The sequence below is a fragment of the Acidobacteriota bacterium genome (assembly GCA_009691245.1).
Lineage (GTDB): Bacteria > Acidobacteriota > Terriglobia > 2-12-FULL-54-10 > 2-12-FULL-54-10 > SHUM01.
Map to the genome: position 1 here is coordinate 23,581 of SHUM01000010.1, position 25,686 is coordinate 49,266.

The 25,686-nt window shown below is 58.8% G+C and carries 23 protein-coding genes; 14 read left to right on the plus strand and 9 right to left on the minus strand.

Annotated elements, in window-relative coordinates; all coding sequences use genetic code 11:
* Positions 1-114 precede the first annotated feature (114 nt).
* Both EXQ56_04130 and EXQ56_04135 read left to right on the plus strand, forming a co-directional pair.
* Positions 115-2,070 (plus strand): hypothetical protein, encoded by a 1,956-nt coding sequence (locus tag EXQ56_04130; protein MSO19639.1) that lies wholly within the window; start codon positions 115-117, stop codon positions 2,068-2,070.
* Between the two features lie 148 nt (positions 2,071-2,218).
* Positions 2,219-3,253, plus strand: a complete 1,035-nt coding sequence (locus EXQ56_04135; protein ID MSO19640.1) for a tetratricopeptide repeat protein — start codon at positions 2,219-2,221, stop codon at positions 3,251-3,253.
* A 21-nt stretch (positions 3,254-3,274) separates the two neighbouring features.
* Here EXQ56_04135 and EXQ56_04140 read toward each other — a convergent pair whose 3' ends face one another.
* The 6 genes from EXQ56_04140 to EXQ56_04165 all read right to left on the minus strand — a co-directional run bounded on the left by EXQ56_04140 (position 3,275) and on the right by EXQ56_04165 (position 6,399).
* Positions 3,275-3,769 carry a hypothetical protein gene (locus EXQ56_04140; protein MSO19641.1) on the minus strand — a complete coding sequence of 165 codons (495 nt, stop codon included), beginning with the start codon at positions 3,767-3,769 and terminating at the stop codon, positions 3,275-3,277.
* Between the two features lie 194 nt (positions 3,770-3,963).
* The gene (locus EXQ56_04145) at positions 3,964-4,098 is read right to left on the minus strand and encodes a hypothetical protein (protein MSO19642.1); all 135 of its coding nucleotides are present in this window, start codon (positions 4,096-4,098) and stop codon (positions 3,964-3,966) included.
* Positions 4,098-4,418, minus strand: coding sequence for a GtrA family protein (locus tag EXQ56_04150; protein ID MSO19643.1), 321 nt, complete (start codon positions 4,416-4,418; stop codon positions 4,098-4,100). Before EXQ56_04150 ends, EXQ56_04145 begins: the two co-directional genes overlap by 1 nt.
* On the minus strand, positions 4,418-5,119 hold the full coding sequence (locus tag EXQ56_04155; GenBank protein MSO19644.1) for a CDP-alcohol phosphatidyltransferase family protein: 702 nt from the start codon (positions 5,117-5,119) through the stop codon (positions 4,418-4,420). Before EXQ56_04155 ends, EXQ56_04150 begins: the two co-directional genes overlap by 1 nt.
* Positions 5,116-5,868 carry a hypothetical protein gene (locus EXQ56_04160; protein ID MSO19645.1) on the minus strand — a complete coding sequence of 251 codons (753 nt, stop codon included), beginning with the start codon at positions 5,866-5,868 and terminating at the stop codon, positions 5,116-5,118. Before EXQ56_04160 ends, EXQ56_04155 begins: the two co-directional genes overlap by 4 nt.
* A gap of 24 nt (positions 5,869-5,892) precedes the next feature.
* Complete coding sequence (locus EXQ56_04165) at positions 5,893-6,399, minus strand: hypothetical protein (protein ID MSO19646.1); 507 nt, start codon at positions 6,397-6,399, stop codon at positions 5,893-5,895.
* 344 nt (positions 6,400-6,743) lie between these two features.
* On the opposite strand from EXQ56_04165, the gene EXQ56_04170 reads away from it, so the two are divergent.
* The 9 genes from EXQ56_04170 (at position 6,744) to priA (ending at position 17,436) form a co-directional block, all read left to right on the plus strand.
* Positions 6,744-7,652, plus strand: a complete 909-nt coding sequence (locus EXQ56_04170) for a hypothetical protein (GenBank protein MSO19647.1) — start codon at positions 6,744-6,746, stop codon at positions 7,650-7,652.
* 6 nt (positions 7,653-7,658) lie between these two features.
* A complete protein-coding gene (locus EXQ56_04175; protein MSO19648.1) occupies positions 7,659-8,534 on the plus strand; it encodes a hypothetical protein in 876 nt (291 codons plus the stop codon).
* Positions 8,535-8,622: 88 nt separating this feature from the next.
* Positions 8,623-10,473, plus strand: coding sequence for an ATP-binding cassette domain-containing protein (locus tag EXQ56_04180; protein ID MSO19649.1), 1,851 nt, complete (start codon positions 8,623-8,625; stop codon positions 10,471-10,473).
* Between the two features lie 68 nt (positions 10,474-10,541).
* On the plus strand, positions 10,542-11,531 hold the full coding sequence (locus tag EXQ56_04185) for a YicC family protein (protein MSO19650.1): 990 nt from the start codon (positions 10,542-10,544) through the stop codon (positions 11,529-11,531).
* Positions 11,528-12,283, plus strand: coding sequence for a guanylate kinase (locus EXQ56_04190; GenBank protein MSO19651.1), 756 nt, complete (start codon positions 11,528-11,530; stop codon positions 12,281-12,283). The genes EXQ56_04185 and EXQ56_04190 overlap by 4 nt, the downstream gene beginning before the upstream one ends.
* Before the next feature lie 131 nt (positions 12,284-12,414).
* Positions 12,415-12,645, plus strand: a complete 231-nt coding sequence (gene rpoZ, locus EXQ56_04195; GenBank protein MSO19652.1) for a DNA-directed RNA polymerase subunit omega — start codon at positions 12,415-12,417, stop codon at positions 12,643-12,645.
* A gap of 93 nt (positions 12,646-12,738) precedes the next feature.
* Positions 12,739-13,983, plus strand: a complete 1,245-nt coding sequence (coaBC, locus tag EXQ56_04200; GenBank protein MSO19653.1) for a bifunctional phosphopantothenoylcysteine decarboxylase/phosphopantothenate--cysteine ligase CoaBC — start codon at positions 12,739-12,741, stop codon at positions 13,981-13,983.
* 146 nt (positions 13,984-14,129) lie between these two features.
* Positions 14,130-15,008, plus strand: coding sequence for a uracil-DNA glycosylase (locus tag EXQ56_04205; protein MSO19654.1), 879 nt, complete (start codon positions 14,130-14,132; stop codon positions 15,006-15,008).
* A gap of 100 nt (positions 15,009-15,108) precedes the next feature.
* Positions 15,109-17,436: a primosomal protein N' gene (priA, locus tag EXQ56_04210; GenBank protein ID MSO19655.1), complete on the plus strand. Its 2,328-nt coding sequence runs from the start codon at positions 15,109-15,111 to the stop codon at positions 17,434-17,436.
* Here the strand turns inward: priA and EXQ56_04215 are convergent.
* From EXQ56_04215 to EXQ56_04225, 3 genes are all read right to left on the minus strand, one after another.
* A complete protein-coding gene (locus EXQ56_04215; protein ID MSO19656.1) occupies positions 17,433-18,173 on the minus strand; it encodes an alpha/beta hydrolase in 741 nt (246 codons plus the stop codon). The two genes, priA and EXQ56_04215, sit on opposite strands and share 4 nt — an antisense overlap.
* Positions 18,174-18,325: 152 nt before the next feature.
* The gene (locus EXQ56_04220; GenBank protein MSO19657.1) at positions 18,326-18,595 is read right to left on the minus strand and encodes an integration host factor subunit beta; all 270 of its coding nucleotides are present in this window, start codon (positions 18,593-18,595) and stop codon (positions 18,326-18,328) included.
* 154 nt (positions 18,596-18,749) lie between these two features.
* A complete protein-coding gene (locus tag EXQ56_04225) occupies positions 18,750-19,715 on the minus strand; it encodes a phosphoesterase (GenBank protein ID MSO19658.1) in 966 nt (321 codons plus the stop codon).
* Positions 19,716-19,996: 281 nt separating this feature from the next.
* On the opposite strand from EXQ56_04225, the gene EXQ56_04230 reads away from it, so the two are divergent.
* The 3 genes from EXQ56_04230 to EXQ56_04240 all read left to right on the plus strand — a co-directional run bounded on the left by EXQ56_04230 (position 19,997) and on the right by EXQ56_04240 (position 25,625).
* Positions 19,997-23,251, plus strand: a complete 3,255-nt coding sequence (locus EXQ56_04230) for a hypothetical protein (protein MSO19659.1) — start codon at positions 19,997-19,999, stop codon at positions 23,249-23,251.
* A gap of 127 nt (positions 23,252-23,378) precedes the next feature.
* Positions 23,379-24,794 carry a hypothetical protein gene (locus EXQ56_04235; protein ID MSO19660.1) on the plus strand — a complete coding sequence of 472 codons (1,416 nt, stop codon included), beginning with the start codon at positions 23,379-23,381 and terminating at the stop codon, positions 24,792-24,794.
* Entirely contained in the window at positions 24,795-25,625 is an 831-nt protein-coding gene (locus EXQ56_04240; GenBank protein MSO19661.1) for a hypothetical protein, read from the plus strand.
* The last annotated feature ends 61 nt before the right edge of the window (positions 25,626-25,686 follow it).

Here is a 25,686-nt window from a genome sequence, read left to right on the forward strand (position 1 = left end):
CGTCAGGCAGAGGTGGTTATGTCGAGCTTTTTATTGCCAGGTTGAGGCATTTCCGGTGTTGACCCAACCGGCGGGTAGAAGCCGAAATTTTATGAGTTGGAATAGGAATTGATCATGTTAAATATTTTCCGCCGCCGCGATCTCCTGATTCGCATTCTTTCGGGTGCCTTCCTCGTAGCTGTTTGTTTGTCGATGGTGATTACTCTAATTCCGGGTATGACCGGGAGCACCGTAGACCCCACTGTAGGCAAGGTTGTCGCCGAGGTCGGTAGCGAGGAGATTACCTCGACCGAATTGCAGGCTGGAGTGATGAATCTGACGCGAAGCGCGCGCATTCCCGCCGAGATGGTGTGGAACTACTCCACCCAGGTGCTGGACGAACTGGTCCTGGAGAAGGCGACGCTTCAGGAAGCCGAGCGGTTGGGTATCCACATTACCGAGGCTAAGTTACAGGACCGCCTGCGCCAGATTCCCGACCTTTTTCCCCAAGGGAAGTTTGTGGGCAAGGAACAATATGAAAATCTAGTCTTTGAGCGTATGGGAACCTCACCTGCTGAATTCGAACGGCGATTCCGGAATTCATTGGTTACGGAACAATTCCGCAAGCTCGTTACAGATTCGATCTCCGTATCCCCGGAAGAGATCCGCAAGGAGGTTGTTGCGGAGAATGAGACTTTCGTCCTCAGCTATGCATATATCGATCCGGAGACCGTGAAGAAGGAAATAGCCACGCCGGATCCGCTAGTGGAAACTTACTTTGGGCAGAATAAGAGTAGCTACCAGGTCGGGGAGAAACGGATCGGCAAAGTTTTGCTATTGGATCGCGCCGCGGTGGAGAAGTCAGTGGTGATCTCCGATGCGGACATTCGCAAATATTACCAGGATCGCATCGACAGCTATCGCACAGAGGAGCGCGTTGCGGTCAGCCACATTCTGATAAAGGCTGACGGCAAAGACAAGGCCGTTTTGGAAGCAGCCAGGAAGAAATCGGAAGATTTAGCCAAACAGCTGCTGGCCGGCGCCGATTTCGCAGCCCTCGCCACCAAGAATTCAGAGGATGCCGGCAGCGCGGTAAAGGGCGGAGACCTCGGCTATATTACTCGTGGCCAGACTGTGCCGGGCTTTGAGCAGATGACCTTTGGATTGGAGCCTGGAGCGGTGAGCTCACCCGTGCAGACCGAGTTTGGTTTCCACCTGATAAAAGTTCGTGAACATCAACAGGCTCATCTGCGCACTGTGGATGAGGTGCGTGGAGAAATCCAAGCGGCCTTGATGACCGAACGAGTACAAACGGCGCTTACCACCAAAGGCGAGCAGGCAGCCGTTGAATGGCGAAAGAATATTGCTGATGCTCGGAGCATCGCGACCAAGTACGAGGCCACGGTGATCGATATTCCCGGCGCATTGCGCACGGAGATGGTCCCCGGCGTTGCTGGTTCCGGCCCCGTTATGCAGGAATTGTTTAGCATCGAGAAGGGTTGGGTTGGCCGACCGATTCCCGTGGGGACTGGCGTCGCGGTGCCGCTGAATGTTGAAATTCAGCCAGCCCGTCCCGCGCAGTTCAGTGAAGTAAAAGAAAGAGTCCGTGCGGATTATCTCAATCAGCAGGCGCGGTCGTTGGCACTCATCCAGGCCCAGGGTTTGGCACAGGCACTGGAAAAGCAGGAAAAGAAAGACATAGCTACTGCCGCCAAGGGCTTGAAGCTAACAGTGAAGACCAGCCCCGCAGTTAGCCGGACCGGATCAATCGACGGAGTAGGCTCGCTGGGCATACTCATGCCCAGTCTGAAGACGCTGAAGCAGGGCGAAGTTGCGGGTCCGATTGTCGCCGGTGCGGGACAGATCGTTTACCAGCTTGCTTCGCGCTCCACCCCTCCCGAGGCAGTCCTGGCCCTGCAGCAAAAAAACGTGGAGCAGCGACTGCGCGTAGAGAAGCAGAATTTGGCATTTAATGCCTTTCAAGAGAGCTTGAAAAAACGGCTGACCGACAGCGGCGATCTGGTGATTCACCAGGATGTGCTGAGCCAGATGGGAACACCCTTGGGGGCTCCTCCAGTGCCGATGCCCTAATCAAGCGCATTGGAGTGTCCGCATTCCAACGGCATTGATTATTCGATTCGTCCCGTTTTCCGAGCATTGGATACGGGACCGGAGTTTTACTGTGCCGACTCCTCCCACTTCCCGTATTCATTCAATACTTCCGTTGTTCAGCGAATTTATGCGCCCACTATGTTTTGTAATAGTGGGCGCAGGACTAGTGATCCCATTTATCGCACCAAACATTTTGGCGCAGGGTTCACCGCGGCAACTGGAATTCCGTGGACAAGTATTGTTTCCCGCCGGTACCGTGCCGCCTCGCCGATGGATCACTGTAAACCTGCTGGCCGTCGGCACACCGTATTATTCGCGCACCGTTGCGCAGCGCGATGGCCGCTTCCGGTTTAAGCACCTCGACTCCGGTTCCTACACCCTATTGATCTCCATTCCGCGTGTGGGGGTAGTTTCGCGCTCCGTCGAGATCACGCCTAGCTTTGCCGATGCCAAGGGGCGCATTGAACGCCAGTTTGAGTTTACTGCGGACCAGCTTGCGCTGTTGCTGCACCCTGAAAACCGGGCCACGGTTTCGGTAAGAGAATTGCAAATCTCATTTGGCGCGAGAAGAGATTTTGAAAAGGCTCAGGCCAGGCTGCGGCGCAAGGACGACGGCGGCGCGATTCAGCATCTCGAAAGCGCTGTGGAACGCTCTCCGGAGTTCCTTGAAGCCATTAATACGCTGGGGATCATCTATTACCAGCGGCGGCAATACGATCAGGCGGAGCGATATTTCCGGCGCGCGCTGGAGATCGACGAGGATGCGGTGGAGCCCCTGGTGAATCTGGGCGGAGTGTTGCTAACACAGGGCAAGGGCAAGGAGGCCATCGTAGTGAATCAGCGTGCGATCGAGGCGCTGCCGCACGATGCGCTGGCGGCGGCGCAGCTCGGATTCAGCTACTATCTGCAAGGGGAGTACGGCGATTCCATCATGTATCTGGACCGAACCAAGGAGCTGGATCCGGCGCATTTTACCTCGCCTCAGCTCACGCTTGCGCAAATCTTCATGCGGCTTCAGCAGGCCGAGAATGCCATTGAGGAAATTGATGAATTCTTGCAATTGCGTCCCGACTCGCCCGACAGCGCCAAGGCGCGTGAGCTGCGGCAGCGGGCCTTGGAAATCATCGAAAGACAAGCCTCCAGTCAAAAGACCGGCAGTTGATGCAAATTCAGCGCGACGTACTTAACGGGCCGCGGAAGTTAAAGCCTGAAATTTCTTTTGCGCGGCATCGAACTCTGGTGTAGTCCAATGCGCCAACTCCCAGCGATCACCCGTTTGGACGAGCATCGCATCGCCTGCGTATTCCTTGCCAGTCATTGGAGTTCCCGTGCCGAGGAACGCCAGCGCTGGATGTATCTCGATCCAGACATACCGGAATTCAATGCGTCTTGTTGGCGGCGTGTCCGTGATGGTGTCAATCCTGGTGATCGAGCGCGTACCAGCTCCGAATCCGGCCACGATGCGGTGGCCCACGGTTGAGAAGTAGCGCTGCCCGTCACGAGTAATGCGCACTTCAAGCTGGCCGCCGTTGTGTGATCCTCTTACAACCCAGAAGCCAGCGTCATAGCCAGGAGTTAGCAGAGCCCGTATTTCTTCAGAAGATGACAAATTGGCGGGAAACTGGATCTCCAATGGCGGTTTGGCGAGTGGCGTAAACTTTTGCAGCAACTCGATCATCTCGGATCGCTGATTTGCCCTGACGGCCCACCACCCATATCCAAAAAGTAAGAGGATGGCACTTGCAGCAGCAAGCAGAACCAAAGGGCCTGGAGGCCAGCCAGCGGACAGGCCTTTGATTTTCGATTTCCAGTCAGCGCTATTCATCCCGGCCAGCGTAACACATCTAAATAGTTGGCGATTTGCCTCACGACTCAGCTACCACTGGGGATGTGCCGAAATGAAAACCGGTCCGCCAACAGGTAATTGGCAGTCGAGCATAGGATGATAGAGAAGACATTCGCCAATAGCGGTTGCAGTTGCAGATGCTCAATCAGCAGCCACATCATCAGCAAATTTTCCGGGATGGAGATAAGGCCCGCGCTAAGTTGGAACCGGCAGAATGCGCGGACCCAGCCGCTGTTTCCAGAAGGAGGGGGGCCACGTTGGTGAAATCCATCCGGACGGAACCCTGATCGGCAAAAGTCCAGCGCTGGTTGTTGAATGTCCAATGGAAATGCCAAGCGAAATTGTGCAAGATTGCGGCCTCCACCGCGATCGGGGTGGCGATCAGGTAATGAACTCGGAACACCTTCATCAATAGCCAGAGCGCCGCGGCCTGCACTCCAGCTCCAAGCGCACCCACCGTATTAAACTTGAGCCAGAGCATCAGGCTTGTTTGATCCTTTCTTCTCGATAGAGTCCTGCCGTATTGCGAATTACATTGATCAGCAGGACGGCGACCATGCAGATTGCTCCGATGCCGCCACCAACATCGAAAAAGTTCTGGCGCGCTCCCAGAAAGACGATACTGGGTTTCCAGAAAACCACTGCATTGCCGACGGCGAGCAGGATGCGCAACTCCGTTGGGCTGAAGAGCCAAAACGATAGATTGAACTTTCCCCGCGTGTAAGCCGCCAGATACGAATCAATTGAAAGCAGCAGGAAGGCGATCAGCAACGCAAAGGCCACTCGCTCCGACATCAACCCGGACCACGCCAGACCGCTCAGGACGAACAATGCTCCGAACGAATCGACGATGTGATCAACATAGAAGCCATAGCGCGGCCGCTGCTGCTGGCGGTAGCGGGCCAGGGTGCCGTCCAGGCTGTCGCCAAACCAATTCACCGCCAGCCAAACATTGGCCAGGAGTATAGCGGGAGGCCACCACGCGGCCAGCGCGTACGATGCTCCGGCCATGGCCAGTGCGAACAAGCCGAGGATGGTCAGATGATCCGGGCCTACGCAAGCGGGCATGCCCGCCGCCAGCCAGGCCAGTGCTTTGCTTTCAAGAGGAGCCAGCAAACTTTGTTGCTTCCTCTCGGCGTTTCGGAATTGCGCGGCGACTGCGGGAACTGAAATTGTGCTCATGGTAGCTCTCCTTTTCTAGAAAGATGTATCCCATCTGCTTTTTTGACCCCGTCTGACTGCGGCGTAGTCTGCCACTGATAGTTGTTGTAGGAGATGTCCAGCGTGGCTGTTCCGAACAAGCGTAATTGGGCCTCGCTGTGATGGTGAATGGGAAACCAATATTTCCCAAATTTTCCAAACTCGTGGACAAAGTGGGTTTCACGCACCCAGACGGAAGGCCGTTTCGCTGGCGATCCCTCGATTCGGCGCACCGCGAAATCGTTTCCGTCGATCCACACGCTCCCTCTAAAGAGATAGGGGTGCGCCGTGCGGGGCAAGACGCGAAACAGATAGAGGTTCGTGGCCGATTCATACCTCTCGAATGAAAAGTCGTAATTGCGGCGACACAAGTCCACTTGCGCGCGAACCGCGCCACGGACGGTCTCGCTCTCCACCTCCATAAGCCGATTGAACAGCAGCCGGTCCATATAGCCCGGACCGCGGCGCTCGACAACATGAAAGGTGCGCGTCTCCGGGCTCCGGTAGTCTTCCTCCAGAACGCGCAGCGCGGGCTGCGCCAATACCGGGTTGCTGGCCTCGTAGCGCCGCAGAGCTTGGTAGGACGCGATCTCCGCAATTTGGCTCTCGTACCGTTGCTCCATCCGGTCGAGGACCGTTTGCGGCGAGTGTGGCGGCACGTTCTCGCACCACCCCATCGCAGTGCTCAGCAGAAAAAATAGCATCAAGATTCCGAGCGTAATTTGTTGCATATGAGTCTCCTTTGTTTAACAACCCTAGCGCCAGGCGAAGCCCACCCGAAATCCGGTGTAGTGGCGAGGGACGGAGTGATTGAGGTCCGCGTTGTGCCGGACCTCGAAACGCATGCCAATGCGTTCTTTGATCCAGTAATCCACGCCGCCGCCGACATTGAACCAGTCCTCGGAATCCTCCAGGTTGTGCGTGCCGGTGTACCCGGCGGTCACGAAGGGAATGAATTTTCCGGAACGGTAGGCATTGCGAAAGTGGAAATAAGGATTCACAGACCATTGCCCCACATATTTCGAGATGACGCCCACCTCGCTTCCGATACCAAGGCCATTGGTGAATTGGTATTCCCCGCCGCCCCCGACCTGCCAGACGGACTCATTCGATCTGCCATTGAAAACAACGGTGGGTCCGGCAAAGACATAGCCGAGACCATGACGAAAATTCCCTTCCTGGCCCTCCTGCGCGTGCGCTGTGCTCGCCAGGAATCCAAGAATTACTGCCAGTGCCATTGCGGTCCAATTTGTTCTTTTCATACGATGCTCCTTTGTGAGTGATCGCCGGAATTACTTCCCGACACGAGCCATAATCGGCGAAGTCATGAAGGCCATCAATGCACTGAGCCTGAATTAAAAATGAGTTAGAGAATCGCCCACAAGGGACCTGCAATAGCATGAAAATAAATGGATAATTTGAAATGAAGCGGCAGGTGAACAACGGGTGAACCGCTGGTATACTGCGGCCAAACTGCCTGCGACTGGCCCGGAATACGTTGGATTTTGCTGCCAATCAAATAGAATGGTTGCTTGCTTTGCAGCGGGACACGTTCTGATGATGTTATAATCCAACCCCGCCAACTCACTGAGAGAACAATAGCTAGATGGCCTCAGAAGACCAGTTCCACCTGCTCCGATTTGACCAGTTTGAGATTGATCTGCGCACCCGCGAACTGCGCCAGCAGGGCCGTCTGATCAAGCTCCAGGATATGCCTGTACGCCTGCTGATCCTGCTCGCAACTCGCGCCGGCGAGTTGGTTACCCGCGAAGAAATCGAGCAGGAGATATGGGGCGACGACCATTTCGTTGACTTCGATCACGGCATCAACACCGCCATGCGCAAGATCCGCGAGGCGGGGGGAGAGAGTCCGGAGTCCCCACGCTTTATTGAGACCCTGCCGCGCAAAGGCTACCGGTTCATCGCGATTGTCGAAAGAGGGATGGCTGAGCGAGCGGCCACCGAGCCGGTCATGCCGGCCATTGTTGCGCTCACTCCCGCCGTCGCGGAACCAGCGGATGTAGTTCCGCGAGCCGAATCGCCAACGGTCGCAAACATTCAACCATTACCGCCCGTTGCTGACGGCGATCCCGGATTTGCCCTGCCTGTGGGCCCCGCGCGCGGACTCTTCCTGCTGACGCAGGTCGGCTATTTGGTCATGTACTGCACCACGCTCTACAAGCTGGATGATGCGGGGCGGGTGCTGGACAACTTTCTGAACACGCCGTCCAGCACGGCATTGCCGGTGATCATTGCCGTGGCGGTGTGCGGCGTGGCAGTGCGGCTCTACCTGCTTACATCGGTTGGCTTGCGCCATCCCGATGCGGGAACAAAGTACCGCCAGATGTTCCCCATGCTGTTTCTGCTGGATGCCTTCTGGGCCGCATCGCCACTGTTGCTGGTCGAAAAAATCGGCATCGGGCTGGCGCTGGCCAGCGTGGCGGCGCTGGCCTATTTGCCATTCTCTCAACGCATCCTCATGCGTAGCATTTATCGGGATCGCTCCCACGGCTAAGGATCAATGGCTAAGATCACCAAGTCGGGCGGCGGATGGATGGTTCAACATTCCATCGTGTGCCTATTGCTGGCGCTCGGTTCGCATTCCGCACTTCCCTCAGCGAGCGCAGCCGAACTGCAATCGCACACCATTGCCGCGTGGGAGAAGTATGTTCGTCTGACGGAGCAACGCATTGAATCCGAGTTGCGCGGTGCGGCCGACGGCCCACGTTTTTTGGTGGTCGACTTCAATGGAGAGGAAAAAGCCACGGCCCTGCGCGACACGCTGCGGCGCGGCGAGATTCACATCCAGAAGATTCAGACGCGCGAGCGAACCCAAGAGATCGCAGTGGATGACGGCATGATCCATCACTGGATGGGCGCCACCTTCGTTCCCGGTATCAAGCTCGAATCGCTGCTCAAGTGGGTGAAGGATTACGCCCAGCACGAAAAGTTCTTTCCTGAAATTGAGAGGTCCCGCCTACTCTCGAATGACGGCGATACCTACAAGGTTTACTTGCGGCTCAAGCGCAAGAAGATTATCACCGTGGTGTACAACACGGAGCACTCCGCCTCCTATTTTCCGCAAAGCGCCACGCGCGTGGTCAGCAAGAGTTTCACAACGCGTATCGCTCAGGTGGAGGATGCCGGGACCTCCCAGGAAAAAGAATTGCCCATCGGCCAGGACGGCGGCTATCTATGGCGACTGAATAGTTATTGGAGATTCGAGGAGCGCGATGGCGGTGTTTACGTCGAGTGTGAGTCCATCAGTCTGAGTCGCGGCATCCCTTTCGGCGTGGGCTGGATGATCCGCGGACTGGTCGACTCACTGCCGCGCGAATCACTGCTGAACACGCTCACCCCGCTGCGCGACGGTGTGCGCCGCTCGCAAATCAGGTAAAATGAATGGATCAGCCTTGCGAGAGGGCCGCGATAGTGCCCGGGATCGATCTGAAGTCAGTCAGCAAGCTAAGGGGTCGGACGCCAGAATGCCGGAGTTGATGCGACTGTTACGCTCGGTTCGCTCCTACCGCTGGCACCTTGCCGGCGGGCTGGTGATGATGCTGGGCGTGGGCCTGTTCGAGGCTGTCGCCGCGCTGCTGATTGGGCCTGTATTTGATCGCGTGCTCGCGCCCGATGCGGCGGACTCCACCGTCGCGCTGGTCAAAATTCCCTGGCTTGATTTCACCATCTATCTTGATCAACTGCTTCCTTCATGGATTCACAACGTGTGGACCGTGGTCGCTGTCTTCATTTTGGGCGTGAGTATCGGCAAGGCCGTCTGCGAATACGCGGCCAACTACCTCATCAACCTGGTCGGCTACTCGGTCATCATGGACCTGCGCAATCAGCTCTATGAGAAAATTCTGGGCCAGTCGATCAGCTTCTATCATCGCTACTCCACCGGCATGTTGATGTCCACCGTGCTCAGCGACATTGAGCGCATCCAGCTCGCCGTCTCGCAGGTGCTCGCCGATTTTCTGCGCCAGACCTTCACGCTGCTCGCCCTGCTGATTGTAGTCATCCTGATTGATTGGCGGCTGGCCACCGTCTCGCTCACGCTGATTCCCTTCGTCATGATTCCCTCGATGCGCATCGGCCGCCGCATTCGTTCGTCCACGCGCAAGAGCCAGGACAATCTCGCCGGCTTGAGTCAGTTGCTGCAGGAGACCATCAGCGGTAATCGCATCGTGAAGGCGTTCCGCATGGAGCAGTGGGAGCTGGCACGCTTCAAGCAGGCCGCGCGGGAGTTGCTGCGCATCAATCTTCGTTACGCCGCCGCGCAGGCCGCGACCTCGCCGCTGATGGAGGTGCTGGGCGCCATCACCATCGTGTTTCTGCTGCTCTACGCGCGCAATCGCATCCTGATGAATGACCTTACGACGGGCATGTTCGTCAGCTTCATCTACGCGCTTTTCAAGATGTACGAGCCGGTCAAGCGCATCTCAGGAATCAACAACTCCTTCCAACAAGCTCTTGGTGCGAGCTCGAAAGTGTACGAACTGCTCGACGCGCCGGAGGAAGTAACCGAACAAACAAATGCAGTTGCGCTGCCGCCCTTTTCAAGGTCCATCGTCTACGACAATGTTTCGTTTTCGTATCAGGATTCCCCGGCTGGGCCGACGGAGAACGAGGCCTTGCTGCGCAGCATTTCTCTTGAAGTTAAGGCGGGACAAGTGGTGGCCATCGTCGGCGCCAGCGGCGCGGGGAAAAGCACGCTGGCGAATCTTCTTCCGAGATTCTTCGACGTTACCGGCGGCCGGCTGCTCATCGACGGCGTGGATGTTCGCAACGCCACGCTCGACTCGCTGCGCGGCCAGATCAGCATGGTTACGCAGGAAAACATCCTGTTCAACGACACCATCCAAAACAATATTTGTTACGGCCGCAAGGAAGTCTCCACTGACGAATTGGAGCAGGCGTCCGCAGCGGCGCTCGCGCTGGACTTCATTCGCCAGATGCCCGATGGTTTCAAAACCATCATAGCCGACCGTGGAGACCGGTTAAGCGGCGGTCAGCGGCAGCGCTTGGCCATCGCTCGTGCGCTGCTGAAGAACGCTCCGATATTGATTTTGGACGAGGCGACCTCCGAGCTCGACACGGAATCCGAGCAACTCGTTCAGAAGGCGCTAGCGAATCTGATGCAGGGCCGCACCGTCATTGTCATTGCGCATCGCTTGTCCACAGTGCGCCGGGCGGATAAGATCGTAGTGTTAGAGGGTGGAGGCATCCGCGAGATGGGCACCCATGGCGAACTGATGGCGCTCGGTGGCTCCTACCGCCGGTTACATGACATGCAATTCCGCGACGCCAATGAAATCGCCCATCGCGTTACGTAGATTAACTAGGCAGATCAAAAGCACAATGGCACCATAATGCTTGAAGGACAAATTTTTACAGGACAATAATGATCAAGAATACTGAATCGCCGGCCGAACCCATTCAGGGAGAAAAGCCTGGGCAAAACAATGCGCCGTCGCAGCTTCGTTCCATGACCGGCTTCGGTTCGGCCACCACGCAGCACGAGGGACTCTCGCTCACCGCCATGCTGCGCAGCGTGAACCACCGGCATATGGACCTCCGCGTACACTTGCCGGAATGGCTTCTGCCGCTCGAAAACAAAGTCCGCGGCATGGTGCAAGCCCGCAACGCCCGTGGCCATATGGATCTACGCGTTACCGCGGAATCAACCGGCGGGACGGGTGTCTCCGTGGACGAAGAGCTGGTGGCCCGGTACATGGAAACATTTGAGAGGTTGGGGGCACTGTATCGCATCTCCCGGCAGACCGATGCGGCCACACTGCTGCAGCTTCCCGGCGTGGTTACGCGCAAGGACGTTTCCGGCGGCGTGGAGTTGAACTCCGCCATTGAGGCCATTTTTCTCAGTACCGTCGAGCGTGCCGTGGAAAGTTGGGATCAGATGCGCGCTCAGGAAGGTACTGCGCTGGCCACCGACATGCGCGAGCGCCTCGCCACGTTGCGCGAGCTGGTTGTGCGGATGGAAAGCGACATGCCGGAGCTGCTGCGCCACGCGCAGACGCGCCTGATCGATCGCTTGAAGGCACTGCTTGCGCAGGCTGCCGAGACCGCTGGCCCTGCTGCCATCGACCCCACGCGGCTCGCTCAGGAGGCCAGTCTGCTCGCCGACCGTACCGACGTTAGCGAGGAGGTCGTCCGGCTGAAAGCGCATGTTGAGCACTTTCAGGAGATACTCGCGTCCGCGCCTGACGCCGGTCGCAAGCTGGACTTTCTCCTGCAGGAGATGAACCGCGAGACCAATACGCTGCTCGCCAAGATTGCCAGCTTGGGCCAGGTCAGCCTCAATATGACGGGACATGGACTCGAAGCCAAGGCCGAGATCGAAAAAATACGCGAGCAGATTCAGAACCTTCAATGACGCCCAATCAAGATAGCGCCAACGACGACGCCATTCTTAGCGCCGCGACCAAACAGCCGGACACCGCCGGGAAGGTGCGTGAGCCGGGAGTGTTCATTGTTTCCGCGCCCTCCGGGTCGGGCAAGACCACGCTGGTTGGCCGACTCATAAGTGAAGTGGAACGTCTGCGCTTCTCGGTCTCCTACACCACGCGAAATCCTCGCGGATCGGAACAGAACGGGCGGGACTATTCTTTTGTGAGCCGGGGCGAGTTCGAGGCCATGATCGGTCGCGACGAACTGCTCGAGTGGGCCGAAGTTTTTGGCAACTATTATGGAACCGCCCAACGTTTTTTGATCGAGGCCTGCCAGCGCGGCGACGACCTGTTGCTGGATATTGATGTGCAGGGCGCGGCGAAGATTCGCAAGCGATTGCCCGGAGCGGTTTCGATCTTCATTCTCCCCCCATCGCGGGTGGAGATGGAGGCACGTTTGCGCAAGCGCGGCCAGGACTCCGAAGAGGTCATCGCCAAACGGCTAAGCGACGCCCAACGCGAGATCAAAGGCGTGCGGGAGTACGATTACGTGCTGATTAACGATCAGCTTGAGCAGTCCGCCGCCAGCCTCCGAGCCATCGTTCAATGCGAGCAAAGCCGCTTGGTTGAAGCTGGTAAGATATTGTTAACGAAAGAGATGAGCGATCTTGCGGAGAGTTGCCGAACGGCCCGGCAGTACCAGCGCATAACCCCCATACTGGAGGGGTTTCAGAGTTAGCCCGTGGTTCCCAAAGCCAAAAACTCAGCAACCTGTTAGAATGATAAGTGCGTTTCCGTCACCCAGCCTTCGGTTAGGCTCGCTTTGGATTTCCAAGGCAACGGATGGAGTCAGAGTTCGGAGGAAAATTAATGTCAGGTAAGCAAGGCATCTTCGATAGCAAGTTTCGTCTTATTCTAGTGGCCGCCAAGCGCGCCCGCCAAGTTCAGGGCGGAGCTAAGCCGCTCGTGCTCACACAGGCGCGCAAGCCAACGCGCGTGGCCCAGGATGAGTTGCGTGCTGGCGTCCTGCCCTATGAAATTATCGCCAGCGTGGCGCCCGATGCCAGCGTGGAGAGTTCGGAAGAGTCGGTCGGTGAATAGCTAGGCCGAATCACCGATTGGAATAACCATTGGAATAAAATGTTCAGTGTTACTCCGCTGGCTGTTCTGCGCAGCGGGTTCAGGGATCACGCCATGAAAGTCGCAGTTGGAATCTCCGGTGGCATCGCTGCGTATAAAGCGGCGGAGATCGTCCGCGAGCTACAGCAACGCGGGCTGGATGTGCAGGTTATCATGACCGGCAACGCCCAGGAGTTTGTCAGGCCACTCACCTTCGCCGCGCTCTCCGGCAAAAAAGTCATCACCGGAATGTTTGTCCCTGAGGGAGGCGCTGCTGGGCAGGAGCCCAACATTGAGAGCGCGATCGAGCACATCGCCGTCGCCCAATCGATTGATCTGCTGCTGGTCGCTCCCGCCACTGCCGACATCCTTGCCAAGTTTTCACGCGGCCTGGCTGACGATTTTCTCACCACTACTTATCTTGCCACCAAGGCTCCGGTCGTTGTTGTTCCGGCGATGAATGTGAATATGTGGGAGCATCCGGCGACGCAGGAAAATATTTCACGTCTGCGTAAGCGTGGCGTGCATATTGTGGAGCCTGAGAGCGGATATCTCGCATGTGGCATGACCGGCTCGGGCCGGTTGGCATCGAACGACGCGATTCTCTCAAGAGTAATGGACGTTCTGGCCGCGCCATTGGCCGCCGCGCCCGTTCAGGATTTAACCGGGGAGGTCGTCCTGGTAACCGCTGGACCGACTCGCGAAGCGATTGATCCGGTGCGCTACATCAGCAATCGCTCCAGCGGCAAGATGGGCTACGCCATCGCCCAAGCCGCCCACGCTCGCGGTGCTCGCGTGCTGCTAGTCAGCGGGCCCACCAGTTTGAACGCTCCCGAAGGCGTCGAGACGATTCGCATTACCAGCCTCGCCGAGATGCGCGATGCGGTGCTGGCGCGCTGGAAGGAAGCCTCGATCATCATCAAGGCCGCCGCCCCCGCTGACTTTCGTCCCCGGCAGCAGGCAGAGCAGAAAATTCACAAGTCGGGACAGGATTTGACGCTGACGCTGGAGCCAACCGAGGACATTCTGTGCGAGATTGGTAAGCAGAAGGGCGACCGCCTGCTGGTTGGTTTTGCCGCTGAGACAGAAGACCTGATGGCGAACGCGGAACGCAAGTTGCAGGCCAAGCATCTCGATATGATCATCGGCAATGACGTGAGTGGTGCGGACACCGGCCTCGATTCCGACTTCAACTCAGTAATCATCCTCGGTGCAGGAGGATTGAAGCGCGAGCTGTCGCGCCTGCCGAAGAGCCAGGTTGCCGCCGAGATATTGAACGAAGTGGTCCACCTCCGCGCGCGTTCGCACGCCAGAGCGTAAAAGCCGCGCCAAGAAAAGCGCTTGACGCGGCTACCAAACCAGGTCGCGCCGACAAGCCTTGGTAGCCGCGTCATCCCGGTTTTGGATGGCGCGGGATTTTCGCTAATGCGCACCCATTTCTTATCGCAGGCACTCCACGGAAAGTCATGAACGATTTGTCCAGCCAAGTTGTGAACGATGTCGCGCGCGAGGCGCGGAAGTGGCTGCGCTATTACCGCGATCTTGGTTTCACGAGCTTGGTCCGTTCACCTGCGCCGCTTCGTGATGTTGAGGATCAGCCAGCCGGAATAGAGGCTGCCAGTGCAGCGCTCGTCCTGCCCCCTATCTCCGTTGTCGTTCCAGAATCATTCGTACCACCCATCCACTCCAATCCGATCCCAAAGGAAACAACTTTGCCGCGTCCCAAATTGTCCGTAGGAACTTCAACCGTAGCTGTTTCCGCAATCAGCAATGTCGCCGCCGGTGGGCGGCGTGAAACACTGAAAGCCATCCGTGCCGATATCGGAGAAGATTGCCAGCGCTGCGCACTTGCGGGCGGGCGCAAGACCATCGTCTTCGGCTCGGGAAATGCCAAGGCCGAGTTGGTGTTCGTCGGCGAAGGGCCGGGCGCGGACGAGGATGAGCAGGGGTTGCCGTTCGTGGGCCGTGCGGGGCAGTTGCTCACCGACATGATCGAAAAGGGCCTGAAGATTCCGCGGCCCGAAGTGTACATCTGCAATATCGTGAAGTGCCGCCCGCCGAAGAATCGCAAGCCAGAACCGGATGAGATCGCCGCCTGCCGCCAGTTTGTCGAGCGCCAGATTGCGGCCATCAATCCGAAGGTCATCTGCGCGATGGGAGCCACGGCGGCCGAAACGTTGCTCGGCGTCAAACAGTCGATGGGCAGCCTGCGCGGCACGCAGTATGAGTTCGCTGGCATCCCTCTGATCGTAACCTACCACCCGGCGTTCCTGTTACGCGACCCATCACGCAAAGTCGACACCTGGGCCGACCTGAAGATGGTGCTGGCCCTGCTGAAGAAATAACAGAGCCGCGACCGTAAGGGAGCGGTGGTTGCTTTCCTCGCGGCGCCAAGTAACCCCCGCTCCCTTACGGTCGCGGCTCTGTTGCTGCTATTCTCATCGCATGGCCGAATCTTCTACCGCCAAACTCAAATCCGGTGCCGCGACCGAAAGTAACCTGCCGCTAAGCCCAGCCCCGAACTCCACGCTGTGCGAGGTCGCGCTGCCTGTTCCTCTGCCGCAAACCTTCACCTATTCCATTCCGCTGAATATGACCGTCGAGCCGGGGATGCGCGTGGTCGCTCCGTTTGGCGCACGGCGTTTGGTGGGTGTGGTGGTCGGTTGCGGCCAAATGCCTGCCGGTCTGAACCCGAAGACGATCCGTCCGCTACAACGTGTGCTGGACGAAATCCCCGCGCTGACGCAGGAGTTCATCGCACTTTCGCGCTGGGTGGCCGACTACTACCTGACGCCGCTCGGTGAAGTGCTGCCCGCGTTTCTGCCACGCGCCGCGTCGCTAAGAAACAAGACGAAGCTGGTGATTACGGAGACAGGCCGCGAGGCGTTAGGACCAGTCCGCGCCGGGAAAGAATCGATCGTAACTTCGGCTGAACGCCAAATGCTCGAACGCATCGCCAAGCGCGGCGGACTCAGTAGCGGGACGCTGCGTGGTTCAGAGGCATTGGTGGAAAAGCTGCGGCGACGCGGCTGGCTAGCGGTCGAGCGCAGCGTGGAAGACTCCGTTGGCAGGTCTCCACACGTGGAAGCGGCAACGGAACGCAACGCCGCGTTTGACAAGAGTGTCTTCCCGCGCTGGGAATTAAGTCCGCCGCAGCAGACCGCGCTCACCCGCATCAACGATCAGATGGACACGGGTGACTTCGGCGTGCTGCTGTTGCACGGCGTTACGGGCAGCGGCAAGACGGAAGTCTATATGCGAGCTATTGAACGGGCGCTGGCGCGCGGACGCAGCGCGCTGATGCTGGTGCCGGAGATTAATTTGACGCCGGCCATGGCAGGTCAGTTTGCGGCGCGCTTTGGCGAGCGCATCGCGGTGCTGCACAGCGGCCTCGACGATCGCGACCGCGAGCGCGTTTGGCAGAGGGTGAGAGAGGGGAAGTCGGACGTGCTGATCGGTACGCGTTCGGCGGTGTTCGCGCCGCTCGCACGGCCGGGGCTGATTATCGTCGATGAGGAGCATGACGGCAGTTACAAGCAGGAGGAAGCGCCGCGCTACAGCGGTCGCGACGTGGCCATCGTGCGCGCCAAGGAGTCGGGTGCGACGGTGGTGCTTGGTTCTGCTACACCCTCCGTCGAGACGCGCTATCACGCCGAGACGGGCAAGTATCAGTTACTCGAACTTGAGGGCCGCGTGCAGGAGCGCCCGTTGCCGCAGACCGAAATCATCGACATGCGTCAGGAGTTAGCCGAGACGGGTAAGCAGACGTTTCTCTCGCGGCGAATGGTCGAGGCCATCTCGATGCGCCTGCAACAGCACGAGCAGGTGATGATCCTGATGAACCGCCGCGGCTTCTCCTCGTTTGTGATCTGCCGCTCGTGCGGCAAGACGGTGGAGTGTGCCAACTGTTCCATTGCGCTGACGCATCACAAGCGCGCGGCGCGGCTGCTGTGCCACTACTGCGGCTACGCGCGCCCAGTGCCACAGGTCTGCCCGGAGTGCCAGAGCGAGCACATCTACTTCATGGGCGAAGGCTCGGAGAAAGTGGAGGCCGCGCTCGGCAAGCATTTCCCGGAGGCGCGCATCGGGCGGCTGGACCGCGACACGGCGCGCGCCCGCGGATCGGCGGAATCGATACTCGCATCATTTCACGCGCATGAGCTGGACATGCTGGTGGGCACGCAGATGATCGCCAAGGGCCACGACATCCACGGAGTAACGCTGGTGGGAGTGATCAGCGCCGACATGGGACTGGCGCGTCCGGACTTCCGCTCCGCCGAGCGGACATTCCAATTACTGACGCAAGTTTCCGGGCGCGCCGGACGCGGCGAGCGCGAGGGTATCGTGGTCATCCAGACTTACTACCCAGATCATTACGCCATCAAAGCCGCCGCCGCGCAGGACTACGCGCAGTTTTACAAACAGGAGCAGCGCTTCCGCCAACTGATGCACTACCCGCCGTTCGCCGCGCTGGCCAACGTGATCGTGAAGAGCGACAGCCAGGAAACGGTGCTGAAGCTCACCGGACGATTAGGGCGATTCTTCGAATCGTTACAGGAAGACAAACAGAAGGGACGCGGCTGGCGTATGTTGGGCCCGGCGGCCGCGCCGATCCCGAAACTCAAGAAGGCCTACCGCTACCACTTCCTCATCAAAGCCGAACAGCGCAGCCTCTTACGCAAAGTGTTGATCGCCGCGCAAGACTTCGCCCGCCGCGAAAAATTCCCCGCCAACGCGCTGATCATCGACGTGGACCCGCAATCGCTGTTTTAATCACGATCGCGACCATGATTTGTTTTACTTGCCAGCCAAGACCGGAGCAACGCGAAGAACTCTTCGCGGACGTAACGCTCGCGCCAGGGATAGTGCCCGCACCTTTCCCATTCGTGAAATTCGATCTGAGGAAGATAGGGCTGGAGGCTTTCAAATATCATTCTGCCCGGATGCGGATCGACAGCACCATGAACCATAAGAACTGGATTTTCAATGGCGGTGAATGCTTGCGGATAAATTCCGGCTTCCTGCAAACGAATCATGTCAGCCCACGTTTCACGATTTGCCTTGGAATCGACGTTGTCGATCACATCATCTGGTTCCGGCTCTTTCAGCGCATATGAGGCAATGCCCGTTTCCAGTTGAGCCTTTCTCTTCAGTCTAATGTCGGGATCCCCAGTTTCTTTTTCAATCCGCTGAAGACTGTCTCGAAGAGTGTCATTCATACGTTCTGCCAGAATCTCCTTCATCCGTGTGCGGGCGGCTACACTAAACGTTCCGCATCCAATCAACACGAGTGGCCCAGCAGACTGTGGATGGGCAGCCGCGTACGCCAACACAAGCATCGCTCCCCAGGAATGCCCAGCTAACGCCGGCTGAGACTGAGGCATAGAGCGAACCAAATCGTGAAGATCATTGATATGAGTGGATACCGTTAGCGGTTCTGGCCCGCTGCCCCGTTGGAATGGCTCGTAGACGAGTAGGGAGTCAGCAAGCCCTCTTGCGACTGGGGCCATGTATCCGGGAGCTCCCGGACCACCATGCACGAGGATGACCTCGGAACCCGCTACGCCGTAAGTGCGGAGAACCAATTGAACCTCCGGGAAGACACCCAGTAGTTCGATTCAAATCTACATTGGAAAAAGGCGATCGAACTATGTCGGGACTGCTACGGCAGCGATTGCAGCTCTTTGCCGGGTTTGAAGCGGATGGCTTTGCCGGGCTGGATGGAGACTTCTTCGCCGGTGCGCGGGTTGCGGCCGACGCCGGTCTTGCGGGGCTTGACGTTGAAGACGCCGAAGCCGCGCAACTCGATACGGTCGCCCCCTTCGAGCGCCTTCTTCATGGCTCCAAAGACCGTCTCGACGGCCATCTCGGCTTTGGTCTTGGTGATGCCTGTGCGGTTGACTACTTCGTTCACGATATCGAGTTTAATCACCGGGTCATCTCCTATGGAGTCCACGCCAAATTGCGGATGGAGCCGCTATGCCATTGATTCCTTGGGCAATAGAACATGTTAGGCGAGAAAAAGCAAGAAGTCAAGTCGCGCCATACACTTGCGGCTAATAAACCCGGTAACTTGATTACGTGGCTTAGGTGCGCGGCGGGCCTTGCAGCTCTTCCACGATTTCGCTGGCGATGCGGCGGGCGTCTTCGAGACGGCCAGGCTCAAGTGAGATGGCGCCGACGCGCGGATGCCCGCCACCGCCGTAGCGTTCGCAGATGGTCGCCAGGTTGTGCAGCACCGGCGTCTTGTTCCACGGGTTCGAGCCGACCGATATCTTGGTGCGGAAGCTGGACGGGCAGATACTGACCGAGTAGACGCAATCGGGGAAGAGGTAATAGGGCGCGAACTTATTATAGACCTCCACACCCGGGCCGGTGAGGTCAAAGAACACCACGCCGTTGTTGTTGTGTCCGTGCTGCTCGATCAGATCAAGGGCGCGCTTGTGGCTCTCCATGATAGGCGTCAATTGTGTTGCGATTTCCGGGAGTGTGGCAATTTCGGCCAACGAAAGTTTCGAAAGCAGCGGCACCAGCCAGCGGCTGAGGTTATTGTCCTTGCCCGCCTCCAGCACCATGGCGATGCGCAGCGCGGGATGCTCCACTTTCACCGCGGTGGCGGCGTCGGGAAACATGGCTCCGTCGATGATGTCAGCCCAATGAATCAGATCCTTCAAGTCCGGGGCGGAGAAGCCAAACTTTTTCGCGCCCACCTCGGCGATGAACTTGGTGCAGGAGCGATAAGTGGGATCGTAGAACTTGTGTCCGCCATTGGCCAGACGGAAGTGCTCGGCATCTTCGGGAGAAAGGAATGCGCTCTGATGATGATCGAACCACCAAGTCAGCCGCGGCGAATTCGAGTACTTGAAATCGACGATGGCGTTCTCGTCGCCGTTGAACATACCCTCGTCAAACAACTGGGAAGCGCGATGCGCAAGACCGGAGTACAGAAACTCGGCCTTCGCATCGAAGCGATCCTGATACAGGCGCGTAAACACCGCCGCTGAGGCGGCGCCGTCAAAACATCGATCATGATAAAAAACATGAACCTTCATAGTCTTCGTTTCTGGCCCGGCTTTGGACGATGGCAATGGGCAGTGGATAGTCTGATAATGTCCTGCGGCTCCACCGAGCCACGGTTTGCCTGCACTTTGAGTGCAAACATTTAGAGATACCTGAATTGGCGAGTCTTTTCAAGATAAATAACGTTCAATGATGGCCGTTGACTCGGAGTACAATAGGGTGTAGCTTACCAGCAATTTGTAAATGTTGAGGAAATTGGAAGCGGAATATAGGAGCGGTACGCCGTTCCGCGAGTCAGTCTGGTTAGGATGGGATGATGAAAAAGTTGAATCACTGTAAGGCGGGCCAAGTCTCGTCCGCAACTTTCGCGCGTGTGATGATGGTGCTGCTGGGCGTCATCTCACTAGGCATGTGGTCGATGGCTGGACTGGCGCAGTTGCCCACGGCAACCGTGCTGGGCACGGTGCGCGATTCGAGCGGTGCGGTGGTGCCGGGCGCGGCGCTCTCCGCGCGCAACACCGAAACGGGCCAGATGCGCGAAGTGCAGAGCGGCGCCGAAGGCGCTTATCGCTTCTCCTCGCTGCCGGTCGGCTCCTATGAGATTCGCGTCGAGCATACCGGCTTCCAGACCGAAGTCCGCAGCGGCCTGACGCTCTCCGTCAGTCAGGAGGCCGTGATCAACATCGAACTGCAAGTGGGCGCGGTCGAGAATGTCATTACAGTTACCGGCGAGGCGCCTCTCATTAACACCACCAGCGGGTCGCTGGGCGGGCTGGTGGATGCCGAGAAGGTGGCCGAGCTGCCGCTCAATGGCCGCAACTATATTGATCTGACATTGCTGCAGCCCGGCGTGCAACGCGACAACATCACCGGCGGCGGTCCGCAGATGGCCGGCACGTGGTTCTCGTCGAACGGCGCGCCACCGCGCTCGAACAACTATCTGCTGGACGGCACGCAGATGGACAGCTTCCAGGGCAACAGCTCGGCGTCCATCACCGGCACCACGCTGGGCGTGGACGGCATCCGCGAGTTTCGCGTGGTTACCAACTCCTTCAGCGCCGAGTACGGTATGAGGATGGGCAGCCAGATGATGATCGTCAGCAAGGCCGGCACCAACCAGTGGCACGGCTCGCTGTTTGAGTTTCACCGCGACAGCGCGCTGGACGCCCGCGACTTCTTCGACCAGAAGACAGATATACAGAGACGGCGCCTGCCGGCATTTACGCGCAACCAGTTTGGCGGCTCGGTGGGCGGGCCGATCACGCAGGACAAGACATTTTTCTTCGTGGTCTATGAAGATTTGCGTGAGCGGCTGGGCCGCACGTTGCGGACCAACACCATCGGCGCGGGCTGCAAGGGCGGCGCAGGCAACGTGATCACCAACACGGCCTGCCCACAACTGGGCAACACCGCATCGGCCACCATCGCGCCGCAGATGGCGCCGCTGCTGGCGCTGTATCCGAATCCGAATCTGCCGAACAACCAGCTCACCTTCCCCTACAGCCAGCCAAGCAATGACCATTACGGCCAGGTGCGCGGCGACCACTCCATCTCGGGCAGCAACACGCTGTTCGGCCGCTACACCGTGGATGACGGCCTGCTCGATCTGCCCACGGCGTACCCGGGCTTTCTCGATCACCGCATTTCCCGCTCGCAGTTTGCCACTATCTCGGACAATCACATCGTCTCGCCGGTGCTGCTGAACACGGTGCGCGCGTCGTACAGCCGCACGCGGAACCTGGGGCTGGATCTGTCAGAGACCATCGGCCCGCAATATTCGCTGGTGCCGGGCGAGTTCCTTGGGGCCATTCAGATCACCGGCGTCAGCAACATCGGCGGCGGCGGCCCCAGCGATGCCAAGCAGAACATCTACACCCTGAGCGATGACGTGGCCTTCAGCAACGGCAGCCACAACTTTAAGTTCGGCACGCTGCTGAACTACATCGAGCAGTACAAGTCATCGAGCTCGCAGTTGCGCGGGCAGGTGCGCTTTGCCGGCGTGGCGCAGTTCCTCACCGGCGTGGCCCGCGATTGGGCGCGCATCGAGCCGGGCTCGCGGCTTGACCGCGCGTATGACTTCAACACCTACGGCTTTTACGCGCAGGATGACTGGCGCGTCAGCAACCGGCTGACCATGAATCTGGGCCTGCGCTACGAGTTCCACGACACCTTTCAGGAGACCGGCGGGCTGGGCTCGTCGGTGCGCGATCTGGTGAAGGACTCCGAGCCGACGCTGGGCATCCCGTTCAAGAATCCGTCGAAGAAAAACCTCAGCCCGCGCTTCGGCTTCGCCTGGGACACCTTTGGCGACGGCAAGATGGCCGTGCGCGGCGGCTTTGGCCTGCTCTATGACATCGGCCTGTACGGCGGCTCGCTCTCGGCCTCCACTACCACGCCGCCGTTCTCGCGCACCAGCTCGTTCACCAACACGCAGAACCTGCCAGTCAGCGTGCCGCTGGTGTTCCCGTCATCGGTGGTGGGTCGCGCGCTGCGCATCATGGACTTCAACACGCAGCAGCCGCACATCATGCAGTACAACTTCGCCATCGAGCGGCAGTTGCCCGGCAACATGGCGCTGACCGTGGCCTACGGCGGCTCACGCGGGTACAACTTGATCGTGGTCACCGAAGGCAATCCCACCATCCCGCAGATTCTGCCCGATGGCCGCAAGTTCTGGCTGGGTACCGAGCCGCGCACCAATCCGCTCAGGACTGTCAATGGTGTCGATCTGGGCTGGGACAATATCGAGTTGCGCACTGGCTCGAGCAACTCGCTGTACAATTCGCTGCAGGTGGGCTTGCAAAAGCGCTTGAGTGGCGGCCTGCAGATGCAGGGTTCTTACACCTTCGCCAAGTCCATCGATGAGACGCAGGGACAGCTCATCGGCGACAGCAGCGTCGGCCCGCCGGACCCGTCGAACATTAAGCTGGATCGCGCGCCAGCGGGGTTTGACGTGAACCAGAACCTGACCATGAACGCCATCTATAAGCTGCCGAACTTGCTCGATCCCGGCAGCAAGCTGGCGGTCTTGCTAAATGGCTGGATGACCAGCGGTATCGTCTCGCTGCGCACCGGCTTCCCGGTGAATCCGCGCCTGGGGACGAATCGCTCGCGCTCGCGCACATTGTCCGGCACCTTCGGCGGCACCACCGATCGGCCTGATCTGGTAACCAACCGCACCGCCGACAACATTTCCTCCGGCACCAGCGCGGGCTGCGGTTCGGGCAATACGGCCATCGCCGCAGGCACGCCGCTCGGCACGGTGGAACGTTTCTATGATCCCTGCGCGTTCACGCTTCCGGAGCTGGGGTTCCTCGGCAATGCGGCACGCAACGTGATGCGTGGACCGGGGCAGGCGACGGTGGACATTTCGCTGGGCAAGGATTTTGCGCTGACGGTGTTGGGTGAGAGCGGCAAGCTCGAGTTCAACTCACAGTTCTTCAACATCCTGAACCACGCCAACTTCGGCAACCCCAGCGAGAGCGTGGATTCCAACATCGCCGGGCTGATCACCGCCACGCGCACCAAGCCGCGACAGATTCAGCTTTCACTGCGGCTGGCGTTTTAACCGGGTGTCTTATTGAATGCTCCCTCGGCTCTCCTGTGCGGTTTTAATTCCGTGTCGGAGAGCCGGTTCTGTTTTATAGTGGGAACGCGAAATACCTGATTCCTTTTGTTCATTTTTGGAGGGCCCCATGAAGTCTCTGCAATCGTTGACAAGTGTACGCACCGCATCGCGTCGCGCGACAATAGTCATTTCATTCATCGCGCTGGCGACCGTGGCAATCCTCTTTGTTTCTTCCGGCTCATTTGAAGATAAGCAGTTAGTCCGGGCGGCACAGTCAGCCCTGCGGCGTTCTGACGGGACAGCGCGCCTAATCTCCGCGATGCCCTCCGCGCCGTCGGAGGGTATGCAGTGCGAGTGGCAGCCGGCGGCTGGAAGTCTCACGCTGTCCGCGGCCCTGGCCTTGCGGCAGCAGGCCGCCGCGCCGAATGCCGGAAGCTCCGGCACCGTGGACTTCTCGCAGCGCAAGCCGATCCGCATGATCCGTGACAACTACGCCGCGTTCAGTTCCGTGGCCGTCGATCACAAGAATGACGAAGTGGTGCTGACCGACGAAAACTTATTCCAAATTCTCGTCTATGACCGCAAAGCCAACACGCCGCCGTCGGCCGCCATGACCGAGCCGAAGCGCATTCTGGGCGGCGAGAAAACTGAGATCGAGTTCCAGTGCGGCCTCTACATTGATCCCAAGAACGGCGACATCTACGGCGTGAATAATGACACCGTCGATCAACTCGTCATCTTTTCGCGCAATGCGCGCGGCAACGTCCCGCCCGACCGTATGTTGCATACTCCGCACGGGACGTTCGGCATCGCCGTGGATGAAGAAAAGCAGGAGATGTTCCTCACCATCCAGCACGATCACGCCGTTGTGGTGTACGACAAATATGCCACGGGTGAGACCAATCCCAAGCGGCTGATCCAGGGCGACAAGACCTTGCTGGCCGATCCGCACGGCATCGCCATTGACACCAAGAACCGGCTGATCTTTGTCACCAACTACGGCTCCACGTCAACCAAAGTGAAGGGCCGCGGCGAGCAGCGCCAGAACTTCCCACTGGAAACCGTGGTGCCCGGCTCGGGCCGCAACCTGCCGCCGTCAATCACTGTCTACTCCATGGACGCGGTCGGCGATGTGGCGCCGGTGCGCATCATTCGTGGACCCAAGACGAAGCTCAACTGGGGCACCGGGATCAGCATCGACTCCGAGCGCGGCGAAATTTTCATCGCCAATGACATGACCAGCGAAGTGCTGGTCTATGATGTGAACGCCAACGGTGACGCCGCGCCCAAGCGTATTCTGGCCGGCCCGAAGACCATGATCCAGTCGCCCACCGCGGTCTACGCCGACGTGGCCAACGACGAGTTGTGGGTAACCAATTTCGGCAATCACACCGCGACGGTTTACCGCCGCAACGCCGGCGGTGACACCGCGCCGCTGCGCGTGATTCGCAGTGCGCCCATTGGCTCACCCGCGCCCATGATGGGCAATCCGCATCCCGTCGCCTACGACACCAAGCGCGATCAGATTCTCGTTCCCAACTGAGTGATCCACCCGCAGATCGCGGCATTCGCCAGGCTGGCGAACGGAGCGCAGCTCCCGCAACGCAAGATCGAAGGCGCGTCCACGCTGCTGGCGCGCACCGTGCATTCGATTGAATACGATGCCATCCACGACGAGATTTCCGTGCCGCAGGGATTCGCCGGCGCGGTGATGACTTTCAAAGGCGACTCGAACGGCGAAGTCGCGCCGTTGCGCGTGATTCAAGGTCCGAAGACGCAGATCGGCGACCCGTCGCGGCTGGCGGTTGATCCGGCCAACAATGAAATCTATGTCCCGCTGGGCAGCCGCGTGCTGGTCTTCCCGCGCGAGGGCAACGGCAATATCGCGCCCACGCGCATTCTGGAAGGCCCCGCCACACAGCTTGGCGCAGGCGCGCTGGCCGTGGACGCCATGCACAATCTGCTGATCGCGGTGGGAAATCCCAGCGGAGGAGGGCCTGGTCGCGGCACGCAAATACTGATGTTCGAGCGCACCGCGGCGGGCAATACCAAGCCGCTGCGAGTGGTTGGCGGACCCAAAACCAAGCTGACCACCACCGGCGGACCGTTTACCATCTACGCGCCGAAGGGAAGAATTTTGGTGCCGATTCGCGGGGATATTTCCACTGCGGAGATGATGGCGCCGGACAGCTTCCTCGGCGTGTGGAACGAGACCGACTCGGGCGATGTCGCGCCGCACTGGACCATCGGCGGACCGCGCGGCATCTTCGAGATGATCCGCGGCGTGGCCGTCAACGCCAAGTACAAGGAAGTCATCGTCAGCGACAAGCGCCTGAACGCGGTGCTGACTTTCTCGGTCCCGGAGATTTTCTAATTGGTAAATTTAGACTTTCCGTATGACATTCCGAGCGCAGCGAGGAACCTGCTTTTGATTT